The 24,872-nt window shown below is 74.1% G+C and carries 21 protein-coding genes; 5 read left to right on the forward strand and 16 right to left on the reverse strand.

Going from position 1 to position 24,872, the window contains the following annotated elements:
- The first annotated feature begins 11 nt into the window (after window positions 1-11).
- Window positions 12-1,319, forward strand: a complete 1,308-nt coding sequence (locus NLU66_RS09000) for a thymidine phosphorylase (protein ID WP_259359388.1) — start codon at window positions 12-14, stop codon at window positions 1,317-1,319.
- A 95-nt stretch (window positions 1,320-1,414) separates the two neighbouring features.
- Here the strand turns inward: NLU66_RS09000 and NLU66_RS09005 are convergent, their stop codons facing one another.
- The 5 genes from NLU66_RS09005 to NLU66_RS09025 form a co-directional block, all read right to left on the reverse strand.
- Window positions 1,415-2,476, reverse strand: coding sequence for an NUDIX domain-containing protein (locus NLU66_RS09005; protein ID WP_259359389.1), 1,062 nt, complete (start codon window positions 2,474-2,476; stop codon window positions 1,415-1,417).
- Between the two features lie 87 nt (window positions 2,477-2,563).
- Window positions 2,564-4,438, reverse strand: coding sequence for a glycoside hydrolase family 127 protein (locus tag NLU66_RS09010; protein ID WP_259359390.1), 1,875 nt, complete (start codon window positions 4,436-4,438; stop codon window positions 2,564-2,566).
- A 122-nt stretch (window positions 4,439-4,560) separates the two neighbouring features.
- Window positions 4,561-5,568, reverse strand: a complete 1,008-nt coding sequence (locus NLU66_RS09015) for an L-idonate 5-dehydrogenase (protein ID WP_259359391.1) — start codon at window positions 5,566-5,568, stop codon at window positions 4,561-4,563.
- 49 nt (window positions 5,569-5,617) lie between these two features.
- On the reverse strand, window positions 5,618-6,409 hold the full coding sequence (locus tag NLU66_RS09020; protein ID WP_259359392.1) for a FadR/GntR family transcriptional regulator: 792 nt from the start codon (window positions 6,407-6,409) through the stop codon (window positions 5,618-5,620).
- Window positions 6,399-7,823, reverse strand: coding sequence for an Nramp family divalent metal transporter (locus tag NLU66_RS09025; protein WP_259359393.1), 1,425 nt, complete (start codon window positions 7,821-7,823; stop codon window positions 6,399-6,401). The genes NLU66_RS09020 and NLU66_RS09025 overlap by 11 nt, the downstream gene beginning before the upstream one ends.
- A gap of 129 nt (window positions 7,824-7,952) precedes the next feature.
- On the opposite strand from NLU66_RS09025, the gene deoC reads away from it, so the two are divergent.
- Entirely contained in the window at window positions 7,953-8,621 is a 669-nt protein-coding gene (deoC, locus tag NLU66_RS09030) for a deoxyribose-phosphate aldolase (protein WP_259359394.1), read from the forward strand.
- An 89-nt stretch (window positions 8,622-8,710) separates the two neighbouring features.
- Here deoC and NLU66_RS09035 read toward each other — a convergent pair whose 3' ends face one another.
- Window positions 8,711-10,459, reverse strand: a complete 1,749-nt coding sequence (locus NLU66_RS09035) for a phospho-sugar mutase (RefSeq protein ID WP_259359395.1) — start codon at window positions 10,457-10,459, stop codon at window positions 8,711-8,713.
- On the reverse strand, window positions 10,456-11,298 hold the full coding sequence (locus tag NLU66_RS09040; protein ID WP_259359396.1) for a purine-nucleoside phosphorylase: 843 nt from the start codon (window positions 11,296-11,298) through the stop codon (window positions 10,456-10,458). Before NLU66_RS09040 ends, NLU66_RS09035 begins: the two co-directional genes overlap by 4 nt.
- Window positions 11,299-11,392: 94 nt before the next feature.
- Here NLU66_RS09040 and NLU66_RS09045 point away from each other — a divergent pair, with 94 nt between their 5' ends.
- Complete coding sequence (locus tag NLU66_RS09045) at window positions 11,393-12,865, forward strand: NAD(P)H-quinone dehydrogenase (RefSeq protein ID WP_416232149.1); 1,473 nt, start codon at window positions 11,393-11,395, stop codon at window positions 12,863-12,865.
- 56 nt (window positions 12,866-12,921) lie between these two features.
- Here NLU66_RS09045 and NLU66_RS09050 read toward each other — a convergent pair whose 3' ends face one another.
- From NLU66_RS09050 to NLU66_RS09070, 5 genes are all read right to left on the reverse strand, one after another.
- Window positions 12,922-13,851: a phosphotransferase enzyme family protein gene (locus NLU66_RS09050; RefSeq protein WP_259359397.1), complete on the reverse strand. Its 930-nt coding sequence runs from the start codon at window positions 13,849-13,851 to the stop codon at window positions 12,922-12,924.
- A gap of 219 nt (window positions 13,852-14,070) precedes the next feature.
- Window positions 14,071-15,849: an acetyl/propionyl/methylcrotonyl-CoA carboxylase subunit alpha gene (locus NLU66_RS09055; RefSeq protein ID WP_259359398.1), complete on the reverse strand. Its 1,779-nt coding sequence runs from the start codon at window positions 15,847-15,849 to the stop codon at window positions 14,071-14,073.
- A gap of 73 nt (window positions 15,850-15,922) precedes the next feature.
- The gene (locus NLU66_RS09060; RefSeq protein WP_259359399.1) at window positions 15,923-16,639 is read right to left on the reverse strand and encodes a Maf family protein; all 717 of its coding nucleotides are present in this window, start codon (window positions 16,637-16,639) and stop codon (window positions 15,923-15,925) included.
- Window positions 16,639-18,330: a DUF885 domain-containing protein gene (locus tag NLU66_RS09065; RefSeq protein WP_259359400.1), complete on the reverse strand. Its 1,692-nt coding sequence runs from the start codon at window positions 18,328-18,330 to the stop codon at window positions 16,639-16,641. The genes NLU66_RS09060 and NLU66_RS09065 overlap by 1 nt, the downstream gene beginning before the upstream one ends.
- Before the next feature lie 10 nt (window positions 18,331-18,340).
- Window positions 18,341-19,165: an NAD(P)H-dependent oxidoreductase gene (locus NLU66_RS09070; protein ID WP_259359401.1), complete on the reverse strand. Its 825-nt coding sequence runs from the start codon at window positions 19,163-19,165 to the stop codon at window positions 18,341-18,343.
- 178 nt (window positions 19,166-19,343) lie between these two features.
- Between NLU66_RS09070 and NLU66_RS09075 the strand changes: the two genes are divergently transcribed.
- The gene (locus tag NLU66_RS09075) at window positions 19,344-19,598 is read left to right on the forward strand and encodes a winged helix-turn-helix transcriptional regulator (protein ID WP_323374409.1); all 255 of its coding nucleotides are present in this window, start codon (window positions 19,344-19,346) and stop codon (window positions 19,596-19,598) included.
- A gap of 10 nt (window positions 19,599-19,608) precedes the next feature.
- Here NLU66_RS09075 and NLU66_RS09080 read toward each other — a convergent pair whose 3' ends face one another.
- Window positions 19,609-20,169, reverse strand: coding sequence for a CGNR zinc finger domain-containing protein (locus NLU66_RS09080; protein WP_259359402.1), 561 nt, complete (start codon window positions 20,167-20,169; stop codon window positions 19,609-19,611).
- A 102-nt stretch (window positions 20,170-20,271) separates the two neighbouring features.
- Here NLU66_RS09080 and NLU66_RS09085 point away from each other — a divergent pair, with 102 nt between their 5' ends.
- Window positions 20,272-21,501, forward strand: coding sequence for an epoxide hydrolase family protein (locus tag NLU66_RS09085; protein WP_259359403.1), 1,230 nt, complete (start codon window positions 20,272-20,274; stop codon window positions 21,499-21,501).
- A 17-nt stretch (window positions 21,502-21,518) separates the two neighbouring features.
- On the opposite strand, the gene NLU66_RS09090 is transcribed toward NLU66_RS09085, so the two are convergent.
- The 3 genes from NLU66_RS09090 to NLU66_RS09100 all read right to left on the reverse strand — a co-directional run bounded on the left by NLU66_RS09090 (window position 21,519) and on the right by NLU66_RS09100 (window position 24,737).
- The gene (locus tag NLU66_RS09090) at window positions 21,519-22,757 is read right to left on the reverse strand and encodes an esterase-like activity of phytase family protein (protein ID WP_259359404.1); all 1,239 of its coding nucleotides are present in this window, start codon (window positions 22,755-22,757) and stop codon (window positions 21,519-21,521) included.
- A gap of 121 nt (window positions 22,758-22,878) precedes the next feature.
- Window positions 22,879-23,151: an acyl-CoA carboxylase epsilon subunit gene (locus tag NLU66_RS09095; protein WP_259359405.1), complete on the reverse strand. Its 273-nt coding sequence runs from the start codon at window positions 23,149-23,151 to the stop codon at window positions 22,879-22,881.
- On the reverse strand, window positions 23,148-24,737 hold the full coding sequence (locus NLU66_RS09100) for an acyl-CoA carboxylase subunit beta (RefSeq protein WP_259359406.1): 1,590 nt from the start codon (window positions 24,735-24,737) through the stop codon (window positions 23,148-23,150). Before NLU66_RS09100 ends, NLU66_RS09095 begins: the two co-directional genes overlap by 4 nt.
- Between the last annotated feature and the right edge of the window lie 135 nt (window positions 24,738-24,872).

Consider the following 24,872-nt stretch of genomic DNA (forward strand, 5'->3'; position numbering starts at 1 on the left):
TGAGGAGACCGATGAACCAGCCCGCCCCCGCCGTCGAGCCCTTCGACGCGGTCGACGTCATCCGCACCAAGCGCGACGGCCGCACCCTCGAGCCCGCCCAGATCGACTGGGTCATCGATGCCTACACCCGCGGCGTCGTCGCCGAGGAGCAGATGGCCGCGCTCGCCATGGCCGTCTTCATCAACGGCATGGACCGCGCGGAGATCGCCCGCTGGACCGCCGCGATGATCGCGAGCGGCGAGCGCATGGACTTCTCCGCGCTCGCGAAGCCCACCACGGACAAGCACTCCACCGGCGGTGTGGGGGACAAGATCACCCTCCCGCTCGCCCCGCTCGTCGCCTCCTTCGGCGTCGCCGTCCCGCAGCTCTCCGGCCGCGGCCTGGGCCACACGGGCGGCACGCTCGACAAGCTCGAGGCGATCCCCGGCTGGCGCGCCGCGCTCAGCAACGACGAGATGATGCGGCAGCTCGACGAGGTGGGCGCCGTGATCTGCGCGGCCGGCTCGGGCCTCGCCCCGGCGGACAAGAAGCTCTACGCCCTGCGCGACGTCACCGGCACCGTCGAGGCGATCCCGCTCATCGCGAGCTCGATCATGTCCAAGAAGATCGCCGAGGGCACGGCCGCGCTCACGCTCGACGTGAAGACCGGCGCCGGGGCGTTCATGACCGACGAGGCCGACGCCCGCGAGCTCGCCCGCACGATGGTGGACCTCGGCACCGACGCGGGCGTGCGCACCGTCGCCCTGCTCACCGACATGTCCGCGCCGCTCGGCCGCACCGCCGGCAACGGCCTCGAGGTGCGCGAGTCCCTCGAGGTGCTCGCCGGCGGCGGCCCGGCCGACGTCGTCGAGCTCACCGTCGCCCTCGCCCGCGAGATGCTCGAGGCCGCGGGTGTGCACGACGCGGACGTCGAGGCGGCGCTGCGCGACGGCCGCGCGATGGACTCCTGGCGCGCGATGATCGCCGCCCAGGGAGGGGACGTGGACGCCCCGCTGCCCACGGCGACGCACGTCGAGGAGCTGCGCGCGACCGAGGACGGCGTGGTCACGGGGCTCGACGCGATGGGCGTGGGCGTCGCCGCCTGGCGGCTGGGAGCGGGCCGCTCCCGCCCGGGCGAGGCCGTGCAGGCCGCCGCGGGCGTCGAGATCGAGAAGCACCTCGGGGACGAGGTGCGTGCCGGGGACGTGCTCGCGCGCCTGCACACGGACACCCCCGAGCGGGTGGGCCGTGCGCTCGAGGCGATCGAGGGCTCCTGGACGCTCGCCGCTCCCGGCACCGCCCTGCCCGAGCGCCGCATCGTCATGGACCGCATCGCCTGACGTCCGGCAGCGGCTGCGCGACGGCCCCTGTCCCGCATGCGCGGGGCAGGGGCCGTGTCACGTGCGGCGGCGGAGTGCGCGGCGCCGCGCGGAGCTCAAGCCTGCCGCAGCGCCGGCAGGATGTGCTCGGTCATGAGCGGGGCGAGGCGGGGACCGGGGGCCGGGGCCGCCACGCTGATCCAGCGGTGGTCCGCGAGCTCGGCGCGCACCGCGAGCGGCTCGGGCAGGGCCGTGCGGCAGCGGAACACGGTCGAGCGCACGCGCGTGCCGGGCTCGTTCGCGGCGACCGACTCGAACTCGCCGAGCTCCTCGAGGTCCTCCGCGCGCAGCCGCACGCCGATCTCCTCCTCGACCTCCCGCAGGGCCGCCGCGAGCGGGCTCTCCCCGGGCTCGAGCTTCCCGCCCACCTGCATGTAGGAGCCGGTGCCGTGCTTGCGGACCGTCAGCAGCTCCTCGCCGCCCTCGCCCTCGCGGAGGAAGGCCACGGCCGTGATCTCCAGGACCGTGGGCGCCCCGGCGGTCCAGCGCTGGCGGCGCTCCGCCTCGGCGAGCTGGGTGAGACGGCGCAGCAGCGCCGTCCCCTCGTGCAGCCCCACCGGCCGCATCCCCGCGCCGCACCAGCGCTCGAGGTCGCCCCGCTGCTCCCGGGCGAGGGCCCAGCCGCGGCGCAGCAGCGTGAGCGGCGGCTTGCGGCCCTCGCGGAGGTCTCGGGTGAGGCGCAGCGCGAACACCACGGGCACCGGCCGGTGCAGCACGATCGCGTCCGCGAGCAGGCCCAGCGCCCGCAGCGGGGCGATGAGCTCCGCGGCGAAGATCCCCTCGGCGATGACGAGCTCCGCGCCGCCGACGTCCAGCGTGGTGGTGCCGGTGCGGCAGGAGCGGGGGATCGAGTAGACGGGCACCTGGGCGCTGCCCTCGTGGGCGAGGGAGACGAGCGCCTCGAGCGCGGCCCCGGCGTCCCAGGAGGCCGGGTCGTCCCAGTCCACGATGCCGAAACGGCGGGGGAGGGAAGGATCGTCGTGGTCGCGGTAGAACTCGTCCAGCGGCACCGTGGGGAGCCCGGCGCGGCGGGACATCTCGCCCTTCCCGCTGCCCGAGGGCCCGGCCACGATGACGATCCGGCGCGGCGGGCGGGAGGCGGCGGCGGGAGCGGTCATGGACGTCGATTCTAGGCGCCGCGCCGGGCCCTGCCGTCCCGCCGCATCGGCTGCACCGCCGCTCCCGCCCTCCCCATGACGAGCCTCTCAGAACTCGTCCTCGTTGCCCCCGCTCACCCAATCGCCGATCACCGGGAACTCCATGACCCGCAGCCGGGCCGTGCCGTAGGGGACCAGGCGCAGCCCATGGAGGGGACCGCGCTCGAGCACGGGGCTCGGCGGGGGCGCCGCGGCGGAGGCACCGTCGGCCCGCCAGCCGTCGACCCTCACGCCCGTGGCCTCGAGCATGGTCGCCTCACCGAGCGACCACGGCGCCTCGGGCACCGCGCCGCGGCGCACCTCCCACGACCCCGCGCCGTCGAGATCCGCGAGCGCCCAGTTCCAGGTGCCCCGCGGATGCACCTCCCACTCCGCGAGACCGGGGGCGTCCGGCACCGGGGTCCAGGTCTCTCCGGGGCTCGCGACCATGACGAGCGGGCCCAGGTGCACGGCGGCGGCCTGGCGGGCACGGCGCACCACCCGGGCGCGCATGGGCAGGGTGAGCTCGAGCGTGCGCTCCTGCCCGGTCCAGTCCCGTCGGACGTCCACGTGGCCGTCGGCCCCGGGCGCGAGCGCCTGCTCCTCGCCGTCGACGAGCAGGCGCGGCGCGGTGCACCACTCGGGCACGCGCAGCCGCAGCGTCGCGGGGCCGTCGCCGCGCACGCGGATCCGCACCGTCTCCTCGAAGGGGTACGCGGTGTCGACCTCGAGGGACAGGTCGGTCCCCGCGACGCTCGTGTCGACCTCGCAGGGGGCGTAGGCGACCGCGCGCAGAGCGTCGTCCGGGTCCAGCGCCCACAGACTCGTCGCGAGCTTGGGCCAGCCCTGGTGGAGGTTCGCGGTGCAGCAGCCGAAGTGCGGCTCGAGCCCCATCATGTTGGCGTCGTCGCTCGAGTAGGACCACGGCCTCCGCGCCACCGAGATCGCGATCTGGGTGCCCTGCTGGTGGTACTGGTGGGCGAGCATGCGCGGGTCGCAGGAGGCGGCGAGCAGATCGAAGGCGAGGGACTCGAGGCGGTCGCCCTGCCGGGCGTCGCGGTACACCCGGGAGAGCACCTCGACGGTGTGCATCATCTCCACGACCAGGCAGGTCTCGACGCCGGCGGTCGCCTCCGGCCCGCCCAGCCACTCGTCGCCGGAGAACCAGCCGTGCGCCTGCCCGTGCCAGCGGTCGAGCTGGGCGAAGGACTCCTCGGTGCGGAGGCGGTGGCCCGGGTCGCCGTCCAGGAGCTGCGCGGCGGCGCCGGTCTTGAGCCCCATGGCGACGTTCACGCCGTGCGCGGAGTGGGCGGAGACCTGCGCCTGCCCCGTGATCAGGCGCGTGGCGAGATGCGTGTCCCAGTCGAAGGTCTGGGAGAGGACGAGCGCGGCGAGCTCCTCGAGCCAGGCCTCGCCGGTCCGGGCGTGGGTCCAGGCGATCGTGAGCACGTCCTCGGCGCCGCGCGCCCTCGCCCACTGCGCGAGCGGCCGCGCGGGGAGATGCTCGAGCTGGTGGCGGTGCCAGCGCAGGAGGAAGGGCGCCACGCGCTCGTCACCCGTGGCCTCCGCATGCTGGACGAGGACCTTCGCGGCGACCATCCGCGGCCACCAGTCGTCGTCCCGGTCGGGGCCGAAGGAGCCGTCCGGTCGCTGGGAGGCGAGCATCCACTCGATCCACGGCTCGACCTGCGCGAGGAGCGCCTCGTCCCCGAGCACGTGGGCGAGGGGGAGGAGCCCGTCGAGGTAGTAGGGGCCCCGCTCCCAGCTCTCGCCGTCCCCGCCGAGCCAGCCGCTGTCGGGGCCGACGTCGGGCCAGACCTCGGGCAGGCGGCCGGTGAGGCCCTCCGCCTGGAGGCGCAGCTGGCGCTCGAGCCAGCCCCGGGCGCGGATGCGGCCGGGAGGGAGCGGTCGGGCGGAGCGGGCGGCGTGATTCCAGCTGCTCATCGGTGAGCCTCTCGAGGGGTGGGGTGACGCCCTGACCGGGTCGCGGGAGGACGACGGGACGTCGATCCTCACACGTGCCGGGCGGGGCGTCACCCTGTTTCCGGGAACGTTCCCGGGATCGCTCAGGCGATCGTGAGCACGACCTTGCTGGAGCCGCGGCCCGCCGCCGCCTCGAAGGCGGCCTCCGCCTGGTCGAGGGGGAACTCGTCGCTGATGACCTGCTCGGCCTCGGGCGTGGTCGCGAGCAGCTCCACGGCGCGCTCGATCTCGTCGACGAAGCGGAAGGTGCCGCGGTAGTCGATCTCGCGGGTGACGAGGGTCGCGAGGGTCACCTGGACGGGGGTCGTGGGCAGGTTGCCCACCTGCACGACCACGGAGGCGCGGGCGGCGTTGCGCAGGATCCCCTCGAGGGAGGGGGCGACGCCGGCGGCCTCGAAGGCGACGGTGAACTCCTCGTCGAGGTCGTCGGGGGACTCGGCGGCGACGTCGGCCCCGAGGGCGAGCGCACGCTCGCGGGCCACCTCGGAGAGGTCCACCGCGGTGATGCGGCGGGCGCCGGCGGCGCGGGCCGCGAGCACGACGAGCAGGCCCACGGGGCCGCAGCCGCTCACGAGCACGTGCTGGCCGGTGACGTCCCCGGCGCGGGAGACGGCATGCATGGCGACGCCGAGCGGCTCGGCGAGCACGGCCCGCCGGGTCGAGAGACCCTCGGGGAGCGGCACGACCTGGTCCGCGTCGACGGTGACCGACTCGGCGAAGGCGCCGTCGGTGTGCGGCTCGTGCTGCGCGGAGCCGAAGTAGGTCAGCTGCGGGTGGAGGTTCTCGCGCCCGGCGAGGCGCTCGGGGAGCTCGCCGTGCGTGCGGGCCGGGTGGACGGTGACGCCCTGGCCCTCGGCGAGCCCGGTCACGCCCTCGCCGAGCTCCGCCACGCGGCCGGAGATCTCGTGTCCGAGCACGAAGGGGTGGCGCATGAGGGCGGTGCCGGTGCCGCCGTGCTTCCAGTAGCCGAGGTCCGATCCGCAGATGCCGCCGTACTCGACGGCGATGCGGACCTGGCCGGGGCCGGGCGGGACGATCTCGCGCTCGGCGAGGCGGAGGTCGCGGACGGCGTGGATCTCGAGGCTGCGCATGAGGGTGGTCCTTCCAGGATCGGGGTGGGGCGTTCGGTGGGCGGGGTGGTCAGCGGGGGACGGCGAAGCCGGCGGCGGCGGTCATGTGCGCCTCCATCGCGGCGGCCGCGGCGGCAGGGTCACCGGCGAGGATCGCGGTGACGACGGCGCTGTGCTCGTCGTGCTCGGCGCCGACGAGGCCGCGCTGCTCGCGGGTCACGCGCAGCTCGCGCATGGCCCGGAACAGCGGCCCGCTCACGGCGTCGAGCACGCCCTGGAGGGCGAGGTTGCCGGAGAGGTGGGCGATGAGCGCATGGAGCTCGAGGTCCAGCCGCGGGTACTCCTCGGAGTCGCCGAGCGCGTCGCCCATCCGGGCGAGCAGCTCCTCGAGCTGCTCGCGTCCCGCGGGATCGGCGGCGAGGCGATCCGCGGCGAGGGAGGCGGCGCGCACCTCGAGCGGAGCGCGGAGGTCCATGAGCACGAGGAAGCCGTCCCCGGGGGTGTCGCGGATCGCGCGGGAGAGGTAGAAGCGCACGATCGAGCTGTCCGGGGGGCGGACGCGGGCGGCGCGCCCGTTGCTGATCTCGACGATGCCGAGGGCTGCGAGCGCGGAGAGCGCCTCGCGCACCACGGCCTTGGAGACCCCGAAGCGCTCGCCGAGGACGGCGGCGGAGGGCAGCGCGTCCCCGGCGCCGAGGTGCTCGTCGTCGATGAGTGCGAGCACCGCGTCCCGTGCCCGGTCCACGAGGGTCTCGCGGGACAGGCCGGAGGAGCCGTCGGCGCTCGACGGCGCCGCGAGATGGCGGCGGGCGGCGTCGCCGAGCGGGAAGCTCGCGCCCTCGACGGCGGGGTCAGAAGGCATTGACCAGCCCGATCACGCCCACCGCGATGATCGCCGCGGCGGAGATCCACAGCATGACCTCCGTGGGTCGGCCGTCGCGGATCCGTGGGTCCGTCTGGGTGCGCGCGAGGTAGACCGTCGCGATGGCGGCGCCGATCAGGTACACCGCGTTGAGGATGCCGGCGATGATCACGAGCAGCAGCGGGGAGGAGGCGATCGTGCCCAGCAGGCCCCAGCCGATCGGCAGGATGATCATGATGATCCGCTGCCAGCGGTTCCGGGCGGTCTGGTCGCGCCAGTCGTAGGCGCCGAAGACGGCGAGGGTCTGGCCCACGATCCGGCTGAGGCTCGGGACGTTCGCGAGGATCGTCTTGAACAGCGCGAGCCCGGCGCCCACGAGGAAGAGCACACCGCCCCAGGTGCCGACGGCGGAGTCGAAGATCGAGGAGATCGTCACCATGACCTCGTTGCCCTCGGGGACGAGCCCCTGCGGGTGCAGCACGGCCGCGCCGAGCACGTAGAAGGCGGCGGTGGACGCGGTGTAGACGACCCAGCTGACCCAGGCGTCGACCTTCATGACGGAGATCCAGCCGCGGGCGCGGGTGACCCAGCCGGGGGTGCCGTCGTTCGGGCCGGTCCAGGCGGCGTAGCCCTTCTCGACGACCCAGTAGGTGTAGGCGGTGGTCTCGCCGGCGCCCACGCCGGTCATGCCGAACATGGCGATGGCGACGCCGATCGCGCCCGCCGCGACCTGGAAGCGCAGGCCGCCGCCGAGGTCGCCGAGGGTCCAGGCGAACTCGGTGCCCTGGAGCAGGAAGACCATGGCGATCGCGAAGAGCGTCACGGCCAGGACGAGCACGGTGGAGATGCGCTCGACGACCGCGTAGCGGTTCAGGGAGTGGATGGCGATCGCGACGACGACGAGGATCGCGACCCAGGTGCCGATCGAGAGCAGCGAGTACGGCTCGGGGCCGATCGGCAGGAGGGAGGAGAAGGCGAAGGCGGAGGCGCTGATGACGCCCGCCTGGCCGATGAAGAACTGCAGGAACATGAGCAGCTGGAGCCAGGCGATCCAGCCGCGCCTCCCGATCCTGGGCGGGACGTCGTCGTAGCCGTCCACGGCGGTGCGGCCGGTGGAGATGGACCAGCGGGCGAGCTCGATCTGCACCCAGACCTTGAGGAAGGTCGAGACGAGCACGAGCCACAGCAGCATGAAGCCGACGGTCGCGCCGAGGGCCGTGGCGGTCAGCAGCTCGCCGGAGCCGACGACGGCGGCGGAGGTGATCATGCCGGGGCCGAGGAACGTGAGCTTGCCCCGCAGGGTGGAGGGCGGCTCGGCGATCTGCGAGCCGTCCACGACGTAGGGGTCCACCTCCTTGGACAGGATGGTGGTGCTGGGGGCGTCCGCGGGGGCGGGGCCGGGGGACGTCGTCATCGACGCTTCTCCTTCGTGGGGCGGGGCGCTCGCGGAGACCGACGGCGCCGTACCCGCGCAACCTATCAGATAGCTCGACAGGTGCGGGGCTGCGGTCCGTCGGCGTCCGATCGTGGGAGGATTCGGGCCATGACGAACCCCGCTCCCGGCACCGATCTCGCCGCCCTCATCGACCACACCCTCCTCAAGCCCGAGGCCACCCGCGAGGACGCCCTCGCCCTCGCCCGCGAGGCGGAGGAGCTCGGCACCTACTCCATCTGCGTCTCCCCGTCGATGCTGCCGATCGAGACGACCGTGAAGGTCGCGACCGTCTGCGGCTTCCCCTCGGGACAGCACGCCCCCGCGATCAAGGCCGCCGAGGCCGCCGACTCCGTGGCCAAGGGCGCCGACGAGGTCGACATGGTCATCAACGTGGGCCTCGCCCGCGCCGGTGAGGACGAGGCCCTCGAGGCGGAGATCCGCGCCGTGCGCGAGGCCGCCCCGGCCCCCGTGGTGCTCAAGGTGATCATCGAGTCCGCCGCGCTCACCGACGAGCAGATCGTCGCCGCCTGCGAGGCCTCCGAGCGCGCCGGCGCCGACTTCGTGAAGACCTCCACCGGCTTCCACCCCGCGGGCGGGGCGAGCGAGCACGCCGTCGCGCTCATGCGCGCGACCGTCGGCGACCGCCTCGGCGTGAAGGCCTCCGGCGGCATCCGCACCCGCGAGGCCGCGGAGGCCATGGTCGCCGCCGGCGCGAGCCGCCTGGGCCTGTCCTCCTCGCGCGCGATCCTCGAGGGCGGGACCGGCACCGGCTACTGAGCGGCGGCCCGCACGCACGACGGAGGGCGGCCGGGACCACGTGGTCCCGGCTGCCCTTCCGCGTCGGTGCGCTCCTCGAGGCGCTGTGCTCAGGCGCCCGTGAGCGCGGTGCGCATGTCCTCCGTGATCGCGGCGAGATGCTCCGCGGCGGCGACGCGGATCGCCCCGAGGGCGGCGTCGTCGGCCCCCGCGGCGACCTCCTCGTGGACCTCGATGTAGCACTTGAGCTTCGGCTCGGTGCCCGAGGGGCGCACGATCACGCGGGCGTCGTCCGCCGTCGCGAGCAGCACGCCGTCCGTCGCGGGGAGGCCCGTGGTCTCCACGGAGCCCTCGGCGAGGTCCTGCACCTCGGCCACCTCGGAGCCGGCGAGGGAGACGGGCGGCTGCTCGCGCAGGCGGGCCATCATGACGTCGCGGTCCGAGAGGTCCGTGACGCGCAGGGACAGCTGCGAGGTCGCGAAGAGCCCGTGCTCACGGGCGAGCGCGTCGAGCCTCCCCACGAGCGTGGTGCCCTCCGCCTTCGCGTACGCGGCCATCTCCGCGACCATGAGCGCCGCGGAGAGCCCGTCCTTGTCCTTGACGACCCGCGGCAGCACGCAGTACCCGATCGCCTCCTCGTAGCCGAAGACGATGCCGGCGGCGCGCGCGATCCACTTGAAGCCCGTGAGGGTCGTCGCGGGCGTCGCACCGGCCGCCTCGGCGATCCGGCCCAGCCAGCGGCTCGAGACGACCGAGTTCGCGACCGTGCCCCGGTAGCCGTGGCGGCGCAGCAGGTGGTCGCCCAGCAGCACGCCCAGCTCGTCGCCGGTGAGCATCCGCCAGTCCCCGAGGTGCGGGTCGAGGACCGCCGCGGCGCAGCGGTCAGCGTCCGGGTCGTTCGCGACGACGACGTCGGCCTCGACGGTGCGGGCGAGCTCGAGGGCGAGGTCGATCGCCCCGGGCTCCTCCGGGTTCGGGAAGGCGACCGTGGGGAAGTCGGGGTCGGGGTCCGCCTGCTTGCCGACGGTGTGCACGTCGGTGAAGCCCGTGCGGTGCAGGGCCGCGACGGCCGTCTCGGTGCCCACGCCGTGCATGGCCGTGTGGACGATCCGCACGGACCGCCCGCCGCCCACCTCGGCGAGCGCGGGCAGGACAGCCGGGTCGATGAGCGCGCAGATCGCCTCGAGGTAGTCCTCGACGAGCGCGTCCCCGATCATCTCCGGCTCGGCGTCGTGCGGGATCTCCAGCACGGGGCCGACGGCCTCGATGCTCGCGGCGATCTGCGCGTCCGACGGCGGCACGATCTGCACGCCGTCCCCGTCGGCGTCCGCCGCGCGGCCGCCGAGGTAGACCTTGTAGCCGTTGTCCGCCGGCGGGTTGTGGGAGGCGGTGACGACGATCCCGGCGTCGGCCCCCAGGTGCCGCACGCCGAAGGCGACGAGCGGGGTGGGCAGCGCCCGGTCCAGCAGCTGCACGCGGCAGCCGGCCGCGGCCATGATCGCCGCGGAGCGGTGCGCGAAGTCGCGTGAGCGGTGGCGGGCGTCGTGCCCGATCACCACGAGCGGCTCCTCGAGCCCGAGCGTGCCCACGAGGTGGTCGGCGAGCCCGCGGGCGGCGCGGGAGACCACGGCGAGGTTCATGCGCAGGGGACCGGGGCCCATGCGGCCGCGCAGGCCGGCCGTGCCGAACTCGAGGGTGCCGGAGAAGGCGTCGGCAATCTCGGCGACGGCCGACTCGTCGCCGCCCTCCGCCTGCTCCAGGAGGCTCTCGAGGACCGCGCGGGTCTCGGCGTCGGGGTCGTCGGCGATCCAGGCGTGCGCCCGCTCCTGCAGCTCGGGCGTGAGGGCGGCGGCGCTCATGCCGGTGCGTCCTCCGTGCTCGCCCCGGTGATCCGTCGGACGGTCTCGGCGAGCAGGCGGGAGATGCGGGGCCCGGCCTCGCGGCCCGCCTGCAGCACCTCCTCGTGGGAGAGCGGCACGGGGGAGATGCCGGCGGCGAGGTTCGTGACGAGCGAGATGCCGAGCACGTCCAGCCCCGCCTCGCGGGCGGCGATCGCCTCGAGCGCGGTGGACATGCCGACCAGGGTCGCGCCGAGGGTGCGCGCCATGCGGACCTCCGCCGGGGTCTCGTAGGCCGGCCCGTGGAACTGCATGTAGACGCCCTCGGGGAGGTCCGGGTCCACCTCGCGGGCGATGTCGCGCAGGGCGGGGGTGTAGACGTCGGTCATGTCCACGAAGGTCGCGCCGCGCAGCGGGGTCGCGCCCGTGTGGTTGATCTGGTCGGCGATGAGCACGGGGGTGCCGGGCTCCCACGACGGGTCGATGCCGCCGCAGCCGTTGGTCAGCACGATCGTGCGGCAGCCGGCGGCGGCCGCGGTGCGCACGCCGTGCACGACCGGGTCCACGCCGGCGCCCTCGTAGTAGTGGGTGCGCGCGCCGAGCACGAGGGCGTGGGCGCCGCTGCCCTCGACCTCCACGGAGCGCAGGGTGCCCACGTGACCGGCGACGGCGGGGGCGCGGAAACCGGGGATCGTGGTCGCGGGGGCCTGCCAGACGGTCTCGCCGAGGAGGTCCGCGGCGCCGGCCCAGCCGGAGCCGAGCACGAGGGCGACGTCGTGCGAGCCGACGCCGCTGGCCTCGGCGATCGCGGCCGCCGCATCACGGGCGAGGAGGTACGGATCAGGGGTCGAATCGCTCATGGGAGAAACCTAGCGCGGGCCGTGCCCGCCGGGGGACGCCCCCGGACCCTCCGTTGCCGCCCGCGCGGTGAGAGGCCTGGGCGAGAATGGCACCGTGAGCGATTCCACGACCGCGATCCCCGCCGGAGCCCCTCGGATCACCGCCGACGACGGCGGCACCCGCCTGGTGGTGATCGGCGGCGGGCCCGGCGGCTACGAGGCCGCGCTCACCGCCGCCCGCCTCGGCGCGGAGGTCGTCCTCGTGAGCGCCGGGCCCCTCGGCGGGGCCGCGGTGCTCACGGACGTGGTCCCCTCGAAGACCCTCATCGCGACCGCGGACGTCCTCGACCTCGTCGCCGGCTCCGGGGCGCTCGGCATCCGCGACGCCGACACCGCCGGCAGCCCCGGCGCGGGGGCGCTCACCGTGGACCTCGCGGCCGTCAACGCGCGCGTGCGCCGGCTCGCCCGGGCGCAGTCCGCCGACGTCACCGCCGCGCTCGCCGAGGCCGGGGTGCGGACGGTCCTCGGGCGCGGGCACCTCCTCGCGCCGGGGCTCGTCGCCGTGCACGCCCAGGACGGGGCAGGAGCGGAGATCGAGCGGATCGACGCGGACGCCGTGCTGCTCGCCACGGGCGCCCGTCCCCGCGAGCTGCCCGGATCCCCGCCGGACGGCGAGCGGATCCTCTCCTGGACCCAGCTCTACGACCTCGACGAGCTGCCCTCGCACCTGGTCGTCGTCGGCTCCGGCGTGACCGGCGCCGAGTTCGCGAGCGCCTACCGCGCGCTCGGCAGCGAGGTCACGCTCGTCTCCTCGAGGGACCAGGTCCTCCCCGGCAGCGACCGCGACGCCGCGGCGGTGCTCGAGGAGTCCTTCCGTCGCCGCGGCATCACCGTGCGCTCCCGCTCCCGCGCCGCCTCCGCCCGCGTCGAGGGGGACGGGGTGCGGGTCGCCCTCACCTCGGGGGAGGAGATCCGCGGCAGCCACGTGCTGCTCGCGCTCGGTGCGATCCCCGCGACGGAGGGCATGGGCCTCGAGGAGGCCGGGGTGCGGCTGCGGGAGAGCGGCCACGTCGAGACCGACCGGGTCTCCCGCACCTCGGTGCGCGGGGTGTACGCGGCGGGGGACTGCACCGGCGTGCTCCCGCTCGCCTCGGTCGCCGCGATCCAGGGCCGCACCGCCGTGCACCACGCGCTCGGAGAGGCCGTCGCCCCGCTGATCCGGGCCCATGTCGCCTCCGCGGTGTTCACGAGCCCCGAGATCGCGACCGTCGGCACGAGCGAGCAGGACGTCGCGGACGGCCTCGTCGTCGCCGACGTCCGCTCCTATCCGCTCGGCACGAACGCCCGCGCGAAGATGCAGGGCGTGCGCGAGGGCTTCGTGAAGCTCGTGGTGCGCCACGACTCCGGCACGGTGCTGGGCGGCGTGGTCGTCGCCCCGCGGGCGAGCGAGCTCATCCACCCGATCACCCTCGCCGTCGCCCAGCGGCTCACCGTGGAGCAGCTCGCGAACACCTCGATCGTCTACCCGTCGATGACCGGCTCGCTCGCCGAGGCCGCCCGGCAGATCGCGATGACGCTCGGGGACTGAACGCGGAGCGCGGACCCGTATCGGGCGTTCGGTCCGACCGGTGGCCGTCATCGACGTCAGAGCGCGCTGAGCACGGCGAGATGAGCATCCAGGTCGCGATGGAGCGCGAGCAGCCGGTCGCACGTCTGCGATGCCTCACGCCGGCCGAGATCCGATTCCGCTCGGTGTTCGACATTGAAGACGAGCCAGTCGCTCAGCGCCGCCACCCATCCGCCGAACACCCAAGGCTCTGCCGGCAGCCGGAGCCCAGTTGATCCGGTGTACGCGCTGAGCACGCGGTGGAAGCTAGTGATGCCCGTTGCCCAGTCGAGTGCAAGGCCCACCGATTCGCGCTCGAGAGATCGCCGGCCGGCGGCGTCCCAGTCCACGGCGAGGAGCTGCTCAGCGCTGCGGAGGGTGTTCTTCGGGTCGAGATCACCGTGGGAGTCTGCGAGCTCGACCCGACGGTGGGCGCTCACGGCCGTCATCGACTCGAGCCGTGCCAGGCGCGTCGCCGCGGCACGCAGCTGGTCGGCGAGCAAAGCCGGGAGCCCGCCCTGATCGCCCAGTGCGCGCCAGGCGTGGCCTCCGTGCGGGCGATCGGAGATGGCGCCCGTGCTGCGCCGACCGACGCGGTGGATCCGCGCCAGCAGATGGCCGGCCTCCTCGAGACACTCACCGGGCGCAGCAGCAGTACCCTCGCACCACCGATGCGCCCGTACCCACGTCCCCTCTGCACGGAGGAGCGCTCGGCCCTCGGACGTCGGCATGGGTTCCGGGCAGGGCACACCAGCGCGGAACGCTCTCTTCTCGACGACGAATGCGGACTCGATGCTGTCCTGGAATCCCGCCGAATCCGCGTGAACCCGCATCACCTTGATCGCGAACTCACCCTCGTCCGTGCCCACCCGCCACATGTCGTTGGACAGTCCGCCGTCGACGGGGGACATCGCGGTCACCCGGCCGAGGCCGAGCCCCGTGGCCGCGGTGCGGATCGTCGACTCCATGCGGTCGAGGATCGTCGAAGGGAGAGGTCAGCACAACCGAGAATCCCGCCGCGGAACCGGAGTGGAACCCGGGGAAGGCCCTGTGCAGAGAAGCCCGGACATCATGTACATGATGTCCGGGCTTCTCGGAACAGGGGGTGCTGCGGTGCGGGCTCGTCCGACGCGGCCGCGGATCAGCGAGCGCGTGATTGCCGGGCGGTGCCGGTGACCGGCAGGGTCTCAGTCGTCGATGGTGCAGAGCGCGGCGCCGGCGGAGACGGTCGCGCCGACCTCCGCGCTGAGCCCCGTGACGACGCCGGAGCGGTGCGCCGTGATGGGCTGCTCCATCTTCATCGCCTCGAGCACGAGCAGCAGGTCGCCGTCGGCCACGGTCTGCCCCTCCTCGACCTGGACCTTCACGATCGTGCCCTGCATCGGCGCGGTGACCGTGCCGCCGGAGACCGCCGCCTCGCCCGAGGCGCGGTGCTGGCGCTTGCGGCGCTGGCGCACCGCCTGCTGCGGGGCGCGGAGGGACGCGGGAAGGGAGATCTCTACGCGGCGACCGTCCACCTCGACGACGACCGCCTCGCGGTCCTCGGGCTCCTCCGGCTGTGCGGGCAGGGAGGCCGGCGGGATCTCCCCGGTGAACTCGGTCTCGATCCAGCGCGTGTGGACCGCGAACGGCGCCTCGGGATCCTCCGGGGCGAAGGCCGGGTCCTCGACGACCACGCGATGGAAGGGGAGGACCGTGGGCAGGCCCTCGATGCGGAACTCGGCGAGCGCGCGGCGGGAGCGCTCGAGCGCCTCCTGGCGGGTCGCGCCGGTGACGACGAGCTTGGCGAGCATCGAGTCGAACGCACCGGAGACGACGTCGCCGGAGCGCACCCCGGTCTCCACGCGCACGCCCGGGCCGCTCGGCGCGTCGAAGCGGTGCACGGGCCCCGGGGAGGGCATGAAGCCGCGGCCCGGGTCCTCGCCGTTGATGCGGAACTCGAAGGAGTGGCCGCGCACGACGGGATCGGAGTCCTCGATGCGCTCGCCGGCGGCGATCCGCAGCTGCTCGCGCACGAGGTCCACCCCGGCGACCTCCTCGGTCACCGGGTGCTCGACCTGGAGCCGCGTGTTCACCTCGAGGAAGGAGATCGTGCCGTCCTTGCCGACGAGGAACTCGCAGGTCCCCGCGCCGACGTAGCCGGCCTCGCGGAGGATCGCCTTCGAGGAGGAGACCAGCTGCGCGTTCTGCTGCGGCGTGAGGAACGGAGCGGGCGCCTCCTCGACGAGCTTCTGGTGGCGGCGCTGCAGCGAGCAGTCACGGGTGGAGACCACCTGGACGTTGCCGTGCTGGTCCGCGAGGCACTGCGTCTCCACGTGGCGCGGGGAGTCGAGGTAGCGCTCGACGAAGCACTCGCCGCGGCCGAAGGCGGCCGTCGCCTCGCGCACCGCGGAGTCGAACAGCTCGCGGACCTCGCCCTCCTCGCGGGCGACCTTGAGGCCGCGGCCGCCGCCGCCGAAGGCCGCCTTGATGGCGATCGGCAGGCCGTGCTCGCGCGCGAAGGCGACGACCTCGTCGGAGCTCTGGACCGGGTCCTTGGTGCCCGCCACGAGCGGGGCGCCGGCCTTCTGCGCGATGTGCCGCGCGGAGACCTTGTCGCCGAGCTTCTCGATCGCGTCGGGGCTCGGGCCGATCCAGGTCAGCCCGGCGTCGATGACCGCCTGGGCGAAGTCGGCGCGCTCGGAGAGGAACCCGTAGCCCGGGTGGACGGCGTCCGCGCCGGAGCGCTTGGCGACGTCCAGGAGCTTGTCGATGACGAGGTAGGAGCTCGCGGCGGTGGTGCCGCCGAGGGCGTAGGCCTCGTCCGCGATGACGGTGTGCAGGGCGTCGCGGTCCGGGTCCGCGTACACGGCGATCGACCGCAGGCCCGCGTCCTTGCAGGCCCGGGCCACACGCACCGCGATCTCCCCACGATTGGCGATGAGCACCGTGGTCAGAGGGCGGGGCTTGGGGTGGCGTGAAGCCATGGGGCGAGGGTCCTTCCAGGAGGCGACGACGGTCGAGTCTAACGGGGCGGGCGCGCCGATCGGCGCAGGCGGCTCAGCCGGCGTCGGCGTCCCCATCGGCCTCGGGGAGGTCCCACAGATCCATGACGGTCAGACCGATCCCCGCGAGCAGCTCCCGCAGCAGCGGCAGGGACAGCCCGACCACGGCGTGCGGATCACCGTCGACGCCGGTGACGAAGGGACCGGCGATCCCGTCGATCGTGAACGCGCCGGCGACGCCGAGCGGCTCCCCGGTCTCCACGTAGGCCTCGATCTCCTCGTCCGTGACCGCGGCGAAGGTCACCTCGCAGCTGGCCGTCGCGCCGACGGTCGCGCCCGTCCCGCCGTCCTCCTCGTCACGGTCGTCCACGAGCCAGTGGCCCGAGTGCAGCACGGCGGTGCGGCCGCGCAGGCGGTGCCAGCGCTCGACGGCGACCTCCGCCGTGTGCGGCTTGCCGACCGTCTCGCCGTCCAGCTCGAGCATCGAGTCGCAGCCGAGCACCACGTAGCCGCCCTCGCTGCGGGCGGTCGCCGCCTGCGCCTTCTCCCGGGCGAGCAGCAGCACCTCCTCCGCGGCGGTGAGCGGCTCGTCGCCGGCGGCCTCGCGCGCCGCGGCGAGGATCGCCGCCTCGTCGAGATCCACGGGCAGGGTCGAGTGCGCGATGCGGGCGCCCTCGAGCACGTGGCGGCGGCCCTGCGAGGCGGAGGCGAGCAGCAGCAGCGGCTCGAACTCGTCCTCGGTCGCGGCGGCGGACACGGGGGCGGTGCTCATCAGAGGGCTCCTTCGAGGACGGAGAGGGGGAGACTGCCGAGCTCGAGGGCGCGGCGGTGGAAGTCACGGACGGCGCCGGGGGAGGAGTCCGCGGCCGTCGCCCGGTCCCGGATCTGCTCCCAGGTGCGCTGGCCGATCTTGTAGGACGGCGCCTGTCCCGGCCAGCCGAGGTAGCGGTGCAGCTCGAAGCGGCGCTCGGCCTCCTCGATGCCCCAGTTCTCCGTCATGAAGTCCCAGGCGGTGCGCTCGTCCCAGGCGCCGCCGTCGGAGCCCGGCACGCCCGTCGGCATGGGCAGTCCCAGGTGCAGGCCGATGTCGAGGACCACGCGGCCCGCGCGCAGGCGCTGCGCGTCGAGCATGCCGAGGCGGTCGCCGTCGTCGTCGAGGTAGCCCAGCTGCTCCATGAGCCGCTCGGCGTACAGGGCCCAGCCCTCGCCGTGGCCGGAGACCCAGCAGAGCATGGCGCGCCAGCGGTTCAGGGAGCCCGCCTGCAGGGTCTGCGTGCCCACCTGCAGGTGATGGCCGGGGACGCCCTCGTGGTAGACGGTCGTGGTCTCCGCCCAGGTGCGGAACTCCTCGGTGCCCGCGGGCACGTCCCACCACATGCGGCCGGGGCGGGTGAGGTCCTCGCTGGGGCCCGTGTAGTAGATGCCGCCGGAGCCGGTGCGGGCGATCCGGCACTCGAGCCGGTGCAGCGGCTCGGGGATGTCGAAGTGGGTGCCGGCGAGATCCGCGATCGCCGTGTCGGAGAGCTGCTGCATCCAGGCCTGGAGCGCGTCGCTGCCGTGGAGGATGCGGGCGGGATCGGCGTTCAGCGCCTCCTTCGCGGCGGCGACGCTGCTGCCGCCGCCGGTGCCGTAGCGCCCGTTGAGGCGTGCGGCGACCTGCTCCTGCTCGGCGATGATCGCGCGCAGCTCCTCGACGCCCCACGCGTAGGTCTCGTCGAGGTCGATCTCGGTGCCGAGGTAGGTGCGGGAGGCGAGCTGGTAGGCCTCGCGGCCGACGGCGTCCGCCTCCGGCGCCTGCGGCAGCAGCTCCTCGAGGACGTCGGCGATCTCGCGGTACGCGGCGCGGGCCTGATCCGCCGCCTCCCGCACGTGCGCCTTCTGCGCATCGTCGCCCACGGCCTCCGCGGCGAAGGTGTCGAAGAAGCCGCCATCCGCCGCGTAGCCGCGGGCCTGCTCGGCGCCGAGACGCAGCTGGCGGCGGGCGGAGACGGTGCCCGCGGTGGCGGCCTCGCGCAGCGACTCGGCCCACGAGGACAGGGCGCGCGGGAAGCCGGCCATGCGCTCGGCGAGCACCTCCCAGTCCGCGGCGGTCTCCGTCGCCATGAGGTCCAGGACGTCCCGCGACTGCAGCACGGAGGCGAGGTTGTTCACGGCCGCCACGTCGAGGTGCTGCTCGGCGCGCTCGAGCTCGAGGCCCAGGCGCTCCTGGAGCGCCGCGCGGGTCACGGCGTCGACGCCGTCGGCGTCGGGCACCTCGACGATCGCGGTGAGCAGCTCACGGGAGAGGTCGTGGCGCGCCTGCTCGGCGGCGGGGGAGTAATCGGTCACCTCCGCGTCGTGGCCGACGATCCCCAGCTGCGTGGAGAGGAACGGGTCCGCCGCGGCGAGGCGGTCGACGTAGCCGTCGGCCAGGGCGTCCAGGGCGGAGGGGGTGCGGCCGGTGGCCGGGGAGTCGCTCGACATGGGTCGCAGTCTAGAGAGCGTGGGAGGGATCGCGCTCCTCCTCGTGCACGAGGTGCACCGAGAGCCCCTCCTCGCCCGGGCGCACGTGCGGGGCGAGCTCCCACTCCTCGGTGTAGTCGCCCCGGAACTGGGGCCGGTACGGGAGCGCAGGATCGGTGAGCAGGCCGTCCAGCCGGACGTGGAGCGCCGCCTGCGCCCTCGTGAAGGCCTCCTCGTCCACCCGGTCCGCGCTCGGGACCGCGAACGGGGGCAGCACGTCCATGCCGGTGTAGGCGAAGGTGCCGTGGAGCAGCCCGAAGAGCAGCTCCTCGAGCTGCCCGCTCTTGCCGCGGGGGCCGATCGCGCGCGGCCGGTCGCCGAGGGTGAGCGCCGTGAGCACCCGCTTCCCGCGGAAGGGGCCGTCCTCGAAGCGCAGTCGACGACCCGTCCGCGGATCGGTGCCGAAGGCGAACCCGCTCACGAGCACCCGGTCCATCCAGCCCTTGAGGATCGCCGGGAGGCCGTACCACCACAGCGGGAACTGCACGACGAGGGCGTCCGCGGCGGTGAGCTTGGCCTGCTCGCGGCGGACGTCCTCGGGCAGGCGCCCCTCGACGAGCGCGCGCCGGACGTCGGCGGTCGGGTCGAAGCGCTCGCCCTGAGCGCTGATCCCCTCACCGCGCAGCACCGGGTCCCAGCCCATGGCGTAGAGGTCGGACTCGATGACCTCGTGACCGGCGGCCCGCAGGTGCGCGATGCCGGAGACCCGCAGGGACGCCGTGAGGGAGCGGGGCTCGGGGTGGGCACTGAGCCAGAGGACGGTCGGAGTCGGTGTCGGAGACGGGGTCATGGTCATCCGTCCAGACTGCCCTGTACGTCGCCGAAGCGGTAGTAGGGTCATTCTTGGCCGTAAGGGTCAGGACGTGGCGAGCAGGGAGGGATCGAGCATGCGCGGATCGGTGAGGGCGGCGCTCGAGGTGTGCCCGGTGGAGGTGTCGACGGCCGTGCTCGGCGGGAGCTGGAAGCTCACGATCGTGAAGCACCTCGGGGTCGGGACGCTCCGTCACGGCGAGCTGTGCCGGGCACTGCCCGCCGCCCCGCCCCGGACCCTCACCCGCCAGCTGCGCGAGCTCGAGACCGACGGCATCGTCCATCGCGAGGTCTACGCGGAGGTGCCGCCCAAGGTCGAGTACTCCCTCACCGCGCTCGGCGCGAGCCTGGCCCCGATCATCGCGCTGCTCGACGAGTGGGGTGCCGACTACGAGCGGCAGGCGGGCGCCCCGGGCTGACGCGCCGAGGTCAGGACGCCTGCCCGCGTGCGCGCAGGCGCGCCTTCTTCTCCTTGTTGCCGCAGGTGTTCATGTCGCACCAGCGCCGGGAGCGGCTGCGGCTGGTGTCGAAGAAGGCCGCGCGGCAGGTGGGGGAGGCGCAGAGGGCGAGGCGTCCGTCGCGGGCGCCGGAGACGATCGCGATCGCGTCCGCCGCGATGACGCCGAGCGCGTCCTGGAGCGGCTGCTCGGCGCTGAGGTGCCACTCCCGCGCGCCGGCGGCGGTGAGCGTCGCGCTCGCGCGGCCGCGGGTGCTGTGGTCGTTGAGCGTGGCGACGGCGCGAGGCGGGAGGTCCGTGCCGGTCGCGGCGGCCGTCGCCGCCGCGTGGATCGCCTCGCGCAGCCCTCGGGCGAGCTCCAGGTCGGCGACGGTGCATCCCGGGATGGCCAGCCCGCTGACCTCGAGCCAGTCGGCGAGCCGCTGCGGGGTGGGGATGCGTTCGAGGCGCTCGCCCGCGCGCTCGGTGAGGGTCGCGGTGAAGCTCGTGGCGAGGACGGTGCCCAGGCGGAAGTCGGGGGAGTCGGTCTGCACGTGAACCACCATAGATGGTTGTCGATCGCAACGGTCCGATGATAGAACCGGCATAGACGGTTCGCCGATGAGGGCGGCCGCAGCACCGGGAGGGGACCCGTCATGCAGGACCATCCGCAGCGCACCGAGGACCGCGAGGAGGACGAGGCGCAGATCAGGCCGTTCCGCCTCCGTGCGAGCGACCAGGAGCTCGCCGACCTGCACGCCCGCCTCGACGCGGCCCGGCTGCCGGAGCGCGAGACCGTGGCCGACGGGGCCGACGGGGCCGACGGGACTGACGGGGCCGATGCGCGCTCGCGGTGGACCCAGGGCGTCCCGCTCGCGGAGCTCGTCGACCTCGTGGAGCACTGGCGGCACGGGTTCGACTGGCGAGCGTTCGAGGCGCGCCTGGACCGCCTCGGCCAGGTCGTGACGAGAATCGACGGCCTCGAGATCCACGCCCTGCACCGGCGCTCCTCCCGCCCCGACGCCACCCCGCTCCTGCTCACCCACGGGTGGCCCGGGAGCATCGTCGAGCACGTGCACCTCATCGAGGAGCTCGCCGAGCCCTCGACGGAGGGTGCTCCGGCCTTCCACGTCGTCGCGCCCTCGCTTCCCGGATTCGGCCTCAGCGGGCGCCCGGACGAACCGGGATGGGGCATCGAGCGCATCGCCCACGCCTGGGCGGAGCTCATGCGGCGGCTCGGCCACGACCGGTTCCTCGCGCACGGCGGCGACTGGGGCGGCCCGATCACCACGATCCTCGCCGGCCGCCACCCGGAGCGCGTCATCGGCGCGCACCTCACCTGGGCGCTCGGACTCCCCGGACACCGGCCGGAGGTGCTCGACCCCGTCGAGGCCCGATGGGCGGAGGAGACCCGGCGCTTCGACGAGGAGCGCCTCGCCTACGCGAAGGTGATGCAGTCGAGCCCGCAGACCCTCGGCTACGCCCTCGTGGACTCGCCCCTCGCCCTGCTCGCCTGGCTCCTCGAGAAGATCGCCGAGTGGTCCGACTGGACGGCATCCCCCTTCGACGCGGTCCCGCGCGAGCGGGTGCTGGAGAACGCCACGCTCCACTGGCTCACCCGGACCGGCGCCTCCGCCTCACGGATCTATACCGAGAGCCACGCCCGGATCGACCCCGAGCTCACGGTCGACGTCCCCGTCGCGATCACGACCTACCCGCGTGACATCGCGAAGGCGCCGCGGGTCTGGGCGGAGAGCCGCTACCACCGGATCGTGCGCTGGGCGGCGCCCTCCCGGGGCGGGCACTTCCCGAGCTGGGAGGTGCCCGAGGCCTTCGTCGCCGACCTCCGGGAGGGTCTCGCCGACGTGCTCCGCGCCGCCGGGTGAGCGATCGCGCCTGGCGGTCAGGCCCTCCCGCGGCGGCGGGTGCCGAGATCGATGAGGATCATCTCGGTGTCGTCCGGGGTGCCCGGGTAGCGGGCGTCGTTGCCCGGGTAGTTGTTGTCGTTCGCGATGAGCAGGCGGCCGTCCTCGAGCAGCACGACCGTCTCCACGGACTGCATGGGGAAGGAGAAGCTCCCGCCCACGCCGTAGGCGCCGGGATCCGCCGCGAGGCCGATGCCGTCCGGGTTGGGGATCGCGAGCAGGTCGATGACGAGGGTCTTCTCGAGCGTCCCGTCGGCATCGGTGCGGCGCAGGTCCACCCGGTAGACCTTCTTCGTCACCGCGTCCGGTCCCCACACGTCGTCCCGCTCGAGGATCAGCAGGCGGTGGGGATCCAGGGCGAAGGCGTCGCCCACGAGGTTCCCGGGAAGGTCCGTGCGGTAGGTCCAGCGGCGGTCGGTGTACGCGCGGCGGCGCACGTCGAACTCGAGCACCTCGACGCGGTGCTGGTCCTCCTCGCCGGGGAGGTACCCCTCGAGGATCGGGTGCAGGATCTTCCCGTTCGGGGACGCGGCGAGGGCCTCGAAGCCCTTGCTCGCGCGGACGCTCGGCGTCTCGCCCTCCTCGAGGTACGGGCTCTGCGGGGAGCGCAGGCCGCCCGGGAGCGGGACCGGCACCTCGAGCAGTGCGCCGTCGGCGTCCGCATGGAGCAGGAACGGGCCGAACTCCTCGCCGATCCAGAAGCTGCCGTCCTTCGCGAGGACGAGCGACTCGACGTCGAGGTCCGCACCGGTGAGCAGCCGCTCCTCGGTGTCCTCGTGGACGATCGGGAAGTCGAGCATGCGCCGGGGATCCTTCAGGGACACGAAGGAGTCCAGGGAGATCGTGCCCGCGCCGCCGCGGGAGGTCTCCCAGCGCGGGGTCGCCCGGTAGATCCGCAGCAGGAAGTCCGCCGAGTTGCCCTTCGCGCCGAAGCCGTTGTCCGGCATCGCCCAGTAGCTCCCGTCACCGATCTCGACGACCGCCGAGAGCCCCGGGACGACCTGCCCGTCGAACGGGCCGGACACCCCGTTCGCGGGGCTCACGGCCGCGCCCGAGACCGGGCCCTCCTCGAGGTGGTCGGAGGGGAGGGTCGCGCGGGCCACGAGCCGCAGACCGCGGTCGGAGCCGCGCGGCGGGGTCGCGAGAGCCGGGGCGGCGAGGGCGAGCGGGGACACGGCGAGCGCGGCGAGGAGTTCGCGGCGGGGGAGGGAGGTCATGGACCGATCCCATCGGTCCCCGGCGACCACGGCATGGCGGCCGCGCGACGCCCGGATGAACGCCGTGCGACGCTCGCGGCGGGGACGGGCGCGACGGGCGGTCCCCGGCGCGCCGGCGTGCTCAGCGGTCCGCGAAGACCCAGGCCGAGGTGGAGGGGTGGTGGCGCTCGCGATGCCCGCGGGCATGCGTGTGCACGGGGGAGGTCCAGGCGCTCTCCTGCACGGGACCGCCGTCGAGCGAGCGCTCCTCCGCCTCGAGGCGGCTCGTGACGCTCATCGCGGAGACGACGACGGCGATCGCCGCGAGCTCGTCGGCCTCGAGGCGGCCGGAGACGAGGCGGACGTCGGACCGCCCGTCGGGACCGCCCGCGGCGACCGGGGACGCCGTGCTCACAGCGGGATGTTCCCGTGCTTCTTGGTGGGCAGGGAGTCGCGCTTGGTGCGCAGGGCGCGCAGCGCGCGGGCCACCTGGACGCGGGTCTCCGAGGGCTCGATGACCCCGTCGATCCACCCGCGCTCGGCCGCCGCGTAGGGCGTCGCGAACTGGTCCTCGAACTCGGTCTGCAGGCGCAGCCGCTCCGCCTCGACGTCCCCGCCCTCCTCGGCGACCTGCTTGAGGCCCTGCCGGTGGAGGATGTTCACCGCGCCCTGGGCGCCCATGACCGCGATCTGCGCGGTGGGCCAGGCGAGGTTGACGTCCGCACCGAGGTCCTTGGACCCCATGACGATGTACGCGCCGCCGTAGGCCTTGCGGGTGATGACGGTGACCAGGGGGACCGTCGCCTCCGCGTAGGCGTACAGGAGCTTCGCGCCGCGACGGATGATGCCGCTGTACTCCTGGTCCGTGCCGGGCAGGAACCCGGGCGTGTCCACGAGCGTGAGCACGGGGATGTTGTTCGCGTCGCACAGGCGCACGAAGCGCGCCGCCTTCTCCGAGGCGTCGATGTCGAGCGTGCCGGCGAAGTGCGAGGGCTGGTTCGCGACGATGCCGACGCTGCTGCCCTCGACCCGGCCGAAGCCGACGACGATGTTCTGCGCGTAGCCGGGCTGCATCTCGAGGAACTCGCCGTCGTCGAGGATCGCCCGCCACACCTCGCCCATGTCGTAGGGCTGGTTGGGGGAGTCGGGGATGAGCACGTCCATCGCGCGGTCCTCCGCGGTGGGCTGCTCCTCGAGCGGCGTGGGGAACACGGGCGCGGGGCTCAGCGTGTTCGAGGGGAGGTAGGAGAGCAGGTCCTTGACGTACTCGATCGCCTCGGACTCGTCCGGTGCCATGTAGTGGGCGACGCCCGAGCGGGTGGAGTGGGTGCGCGCGCCGCCGAGCTCCTCGAAGCCGACGTCCTCACCGGTCACGGTGCGGATGACGTCCGGTCCGGTGATGAACATGTGGGAGGTCTTCTCGACCATGACGATGACGTCGGTGAGGGCCGGGGAGTACACGGCGCCGCCCGCGGCCGGTCCCATGATCAGCGAGATCTGCGGGATGACGCCCGAGGCGCGCGTGTTGCGCCGCATGATCCCGGCGAACATGGCGAGCGAGGCCACGCCCTCCTGGATGCGCGCGCCGCCGCCGTCGAGGATGCCGATGATCGGCACCCCGGTGGACAGCGCGAGGTCCTGGATCTTCTGGATCTTGCGGCCGTGGGCCTCGCCCAGGGAGCCGCCCATGACGGTGAAGTCCTGCGAGTACACGCACACCTGGCGGCCGTCGATCGTGCCGTAGCCGGTGACGATGCCGTCACCCGCGGGGCGCTTGCGCTCGAGGCCGAAGGAGTGGGACTGGTGCGCCACGAAGCGGTCGGTCTCGACGAAGGAGCCGTCGTCCAGCAGGTCGTGGATGCGCTCGCGAGCGGTGCCCTTGCCCCGGGCGTGCTGCTTCTGGACGGCGAGACCGTCGGCGTCGGAGACCGCGGTCGCCGAGCGGGCGCGCAGGTCCTCGAGTCGCTGAGCGGTGGTGAGCGGCCGAGGGGCGTCGGACACGGAGCCTCCAACTGCGACCCTGGGGCCGCCTGATCGGGGTGCAGGGGCGCGGGCGGGGTCCGGCGGCAGGCGCGGGTCCACGGCCCGAAACACAGGGATACTACGCTACCCCTCGGCCCCCGTCGGGGAGCCCGG

This window comes from Brachybacterium sp. NBEC-018 (assembly GCF_024860185.1).
GTDB lineage: Bacteria > Actinomycetota > Actinomycetes > Actinomycetales > Dermabacteraceae > Brachybacterium > Brachybacterium rhamnosum.

Coding starts and splice junctions, on each gene's coding strand:
- NLU66_RS09070 (WP_259359401.1), bottom strand. CDS start 19,165: ATGACCATGACCCCGTCTCCGACACCGACTCCGACCGTCCTCTGGCTC.
- NLU66_RS09085 (WP_259359403.1), top strand. CDS start 20,272: ATGCAGGACCATCCGCAGCGCACCGAGGACCGCGAGGAGGACGAGGCG.
- NLU66_RS09010 (WP_259359390.1), bottom strand. CDS start 4,438: ATGAGCAGCTGGAATCACGCCGCCCGCTCCGCCCGACCGCTCCCTCCC.
- NLU66_RS09090 (WP_259359404.1), bottom strand. CDS start 22,757: ATGACCTCCCTCCCCCGCCGCGAACTCCTCGCCGCGCTCGCCGTGTCC.
- NLU66_RS09005 (WP_259359389.1), bottom strand. CDS start 2,476: ATGACCGCTCCCGCCGCCGCCTCCCGCCCGCCGCGCCGGATCGTCATC.
- NLU66_RS09060 (WP_259359399.1), bottom strand. CDS start 16,639: ATGAGCACCGCCCCCGTGTCCGCCGCCGCGACCGAGGACGAGTTCGAG.
- NLU66_RS09050 (WP_259359397.1), bottom strand. CDS start 13,851: ATGGAGTCGACGATCCGCACCGCGGCCACGGGGCTCGGCCTCGGCCGG.
- NLU66_RS09065 (WP_259359400.1), bottom strand. CDS start 18,330: ATGTCGAGCGACTCCCCGGCCACCGGCCGCACCCCCTCCGCCCTGGAC.
- NLU66_RS09040 (WP_259359396.1), bottom strand. CDS start 11,298: ATGAGCGATTCGACCCCTGATCCGTACCTCCTCGCCCGTGATGCGGCG.
- NLU66_RS09025 (WP_259359393.1), bottom strand. CDS start 7,823: ATGACGACGTCCCCCGGCCCCGCCCCCGCGGACGCCCCCAGCACCACC.
- NLU66_RS09000 (WP_259359388.1), top strand. CDS start 12: ATGAACCAGCCCGCCCCCGCCGTCGAGCCCTTCGACGCGGTCGACGTC.
- deoC (WP_259359394.1), top strand. CDS start 7,953: ATGACGAACCCCGCTCCCGGCACCGATCTCGCCGCCCTCATCGACCAC.
- NLU66_RS09015 (WP_259359391.1), bottom strand. CDS start 5,568: ATGCGCAGCCTCGAGATCCACGCCGTCCGCGACCTCCGCCTCGCCGAG.
- NLU66_RS09055 (WP_259359398.1), bottom strand. CDS start 15,849: ATGGCTTCACGCCACCCCAAGCCCCGCCCTCTGACCACGGTGCTCATC.
- NLU66_RS09035 (WP_259359395.1), bottom strand. CDS start 10,459: ATGAGCGCCGCCGCCCTCACGCCCGAGCTGCAGGAGCGGGCGCACGCC.
- NLU66_RS09020 (WP_259359392.1), bottom strand. CDS start 6,409: ATGCCTTCTGACCCCGCCGTCGAGGGCGCGAGCTTCCCGCTCGGCGAC.